At 72.6% G+C, this 2,861-nt stretch carries 2 protein-coding genes; one reads left to right on the top strand and one right to left on the bottom strand.

Features of this window, described 5'->3' with window-relative positions; genetic code table 11:
* Positions 1-153 precede the first annotated feature (153 nt).
* Positions 154-1,698 carry an MFS transporter gene (locus tag RIF89_RS13400; RefSeq protein WP_309069590.1) on the bottom strand — a complete coding sequence of 515 codons (1,545 nt, stop codon included), beginning with the start codon at positions 1,696-1,698 and terminating at the stop codon, positions 154-156.
* Between the two features lie 247 nt (positions 1,699-1,945).
* On the opposite strand from RIF89_RS13400, the gene rsmI reads away from it, so the two are divergent.
* On the top strand, positions 1,946-2,764 hold the full coding sequence (gene rsmI / locus RIF89_RS13395) for a 16S rRNA (cytidine(1402)-2'-O)-methyltransferase (protein ID WP_309069589.1): 819 nt from the start codon (positions 1,946-1,948) through the stop codon (positions 2,762-2,764).
* Positions 2,765-2,861: the final 97 nt, after the last annotated feature.

The raw sequence follows: 2,861 nt of genomic DNA, 5'->3' as shown, positions 1-2,861 counted from the left end.
GTGCTCGCTCCGCTCAGCCGCGCGATCCTCACCCGCAAAGCCTATGGCGCGGCAAGGCCCCGTCCGGGAACACGCGGGCGGGGCCTCGTCGACGCGCCGTGATCAGTGGATGCCGAGGACGTCCTCGCGCGTCCGCAGCAGGCGTTCAGGCGCTCAGGCGTGGCCCGCGCCGGCCTCCACCGTCTCCTCGCGTACCTGAGCGATCGTGGGTCGCGGACGCTCGCGCAGCGCGACGAGCGCGAGCACGGCGGCGACCGCGGCGAGCACGGCGGCCGTCGCCAGCGCCGCGTGGAATCCGCCGAGGAACGCGTCCAGTGCGGTGGCGGCATCCGTCGGCGACAGGTGTGCCGGGATGATGCCCTGCGAGATCCGGTCGCGCTCGCCGGCCGTCAGAGACAGGTCCGCCGAACCGGCGCGCGAGCCGGCGGTCACGATCGCGGCGAACACGGCGGTGCCGAGCGCGCCGCCGAGCTGCAGCATCGTGCTCTGGAAGCCACCCGCGACGCCCGCGAGGTGCACGGGCGCGCTGCCGACGATCGCCTCGGCGCCGGCCGTCATGGTGAAGCCCACGCCCAGCGAGAGCACGACGAACGGGATCGCCATCCCGATGTAGGGCGAGTCCGCGGTGATCGCCGTGAGCGCGACGAAGGCGACGGCGATCATGCCGAGACCGAGCGCCATCGTGCGGCGCGCGCCGATGCGGCTGACCAGGACGGCGCCGACGGGGGACGCCACGATGGAGACGGCCGACATGGGCAGCAGCATGACGCCGGCGAGCAGACCCTCCGCGCCACGGACGTTCACCAGGAACAGGGTCAGGAAGAACGTCACGCCGAGCATGGCGAAGAAGTTCACCGCGATCGCGACGCCGCCCACCGCGAACCCGGGCGCGCGGAACAGGGTCAGCGGAAGCAGCGGGTCCGTCGTCCGCGCCTCCACGAGGACGAACACCCCCAGCAGCGCGACGCCGAGCGCGAGCGCGCCGATCGTGAACGGGCTGCCCCAGCCCCAGGTCTCCGACTGCGCGATGCCGACGATCACGGCCGCCAGGCCGAGCGCGAGGAGCAGGACACCCGGGATGTCGAAGCGACCCGACGTGTTCGCGGCCTTGGATTCCGTCAGGACGAGCGCCGACATCACGACGGCGATCGCGGCGATGGGGGCGTTGAGGAAGAAGATCGACTCCCACCCGGCCGACTGCACGAGCGCGCCGCCGACGATCGGCCCCGCGGCGATCGCGAGGGACGACACGCCGCCCCAGATGCCGACCGCCATGCCGAACCTCTCCCGCGGGAAGGTCGCGCGCAGCAGTGCGATGGTCTGCGGCATCAGTACGGCGGCGCTCACGCCCTGGATGGCGCGGAACGCGATCACGCCAGCGGTCGAGCCGACGACGCCGATCGCGATGGACGCCAGTGCGAAAGCGATCACGCCGACGACATAGGTGCTTCGGCGGCCGAAGCGGTCGCCGATCTGGCCGCCGAGGATCAGGAACACGGCGATGCCGAGCAGGTACGCGTTCGTGATCCACTGCAGCTCGGCGAACGACGTGCCGAGATCGGCAGCGATCGCGGGGTTGGCGATGTGGACGACGGTTGCGTCGAGGCCGACCATGAACAGGCCGAAGCTCACGGAGATGAGGGTGGCGATCGGGTGACCGCGCAGGGTTCGGCGTCGGATCGAGGGCGCGCTGGACATGAGGGTCTCCTTCGGGGAGCGGATGGGCGAAACCGCACCACGACAGCACAGGGCCGTCAGGCGAGAGGTGCGGGACGCGAACCGAAGGACACGGGAGGTGGCGGGGACGAAGCCCTCACACGAGTGGATGCCTGTGCTCGCGCAGGCATCCGACTCCCTTGATTCAGCACCTCCAGTGTATCGGCCCGCGACCGTGCGCCCCGTTCCGAGGCCGTGTCGGCCGGCCCGCCGCGGCTACGCTGAACCGGTGATCATCCTCGCGGCGACGCCCATCGGCAACCTGGGCGACGCGTCCCGCCGGCTCGTCGAGGTGCTCGAGCAGGCGCCCGTCGTGGCGGCCGAGGACACCCGCACGGCGCAGCGCCTGTTCGCGGCGCTCGGCATCGCCAACCGTCCGCGGCTGATTGCGATGCACGACCACAACGAGCGGCAGAAGGCGGGCGAGCTCGTCGAGCTCGCGCGCGAGCAGGATCTCGTCGTCCTGACCGACGCGGGCATGCCGACCGTGAGCGATCCGGGTTACGGCCTGGTGTCCGCGGCGGCGGATGCCGGCGTGACGGTCACGGCGATCCCGGGGCCGAGCGCCGTGCTGACCGCGCTCGCGGTGTCGGGGCTGCCGACCGACCGCTTCACGTTCGAGGGCTTCGTCGCCCGCAAGCCGGGGGAGCGGCGCCGCGCACTCGCGGCGCTGGCCTCCGAGCCGCGCACGATGGTGTTCTTCGAGGCGCCCACGCGCGTGGCGCAGACCCTCGCCGACCTCGGCGCGGCCTTCGGGGAGGATCGCCGGGCGGCGGTGTGCCGGGAGCTCACGAAGCTGCACGAGGAGGTCGCGCGCGGCACGCTCGCGGAGCTGACCGCGTGGGCGGAGGCGGGCGTGCGCGGGGAGCTCGTGATGGTCGTCGCGGGCGCCGTGGCGGGCGAGGTACCGCTCGAGGACGCACTCGGGCAGGTGCAGGCGCTCGTCGCCTCCGGCACGCGGCTCAAGGACGCCGCGGCCGAGGTCGCGGCCCACACCGGGCACTCCTCGCGCGACCTCTACCAGGCAGCCCTCGCCGCGAAGCGCTGACGGCTTCCCAGGAGACATCGCCTTCTCAGGAGCGGATCGCGCCAAGCGCTGCGAGATCACGGCATCCCCTGAGAACGGAGTCGGCGCGTCAGGCCTG

This window comes from Microbacterium sp., assembly GCF_031178525.1.
GTDB lineage: Bacteria > Actinomycetota > Actinomycetes > Actinomycetales > Microbacteriaceae > Microbacterium.
The sequence above is the reverse complement of the archived record's forward strand: the minus strand, read 5'-3'. Positions and strand labels throughout refer to the sequence as shown.

Coding starts and splice junctions, on each gene's coding strand:
- RIF89_RS13400 (WP_309069590.1), bottom strand. CDS start 1,698: ATGTCCAGCGCGCCCTCGATCCGACGCCGAACCCTGCGCGGTCACCCG.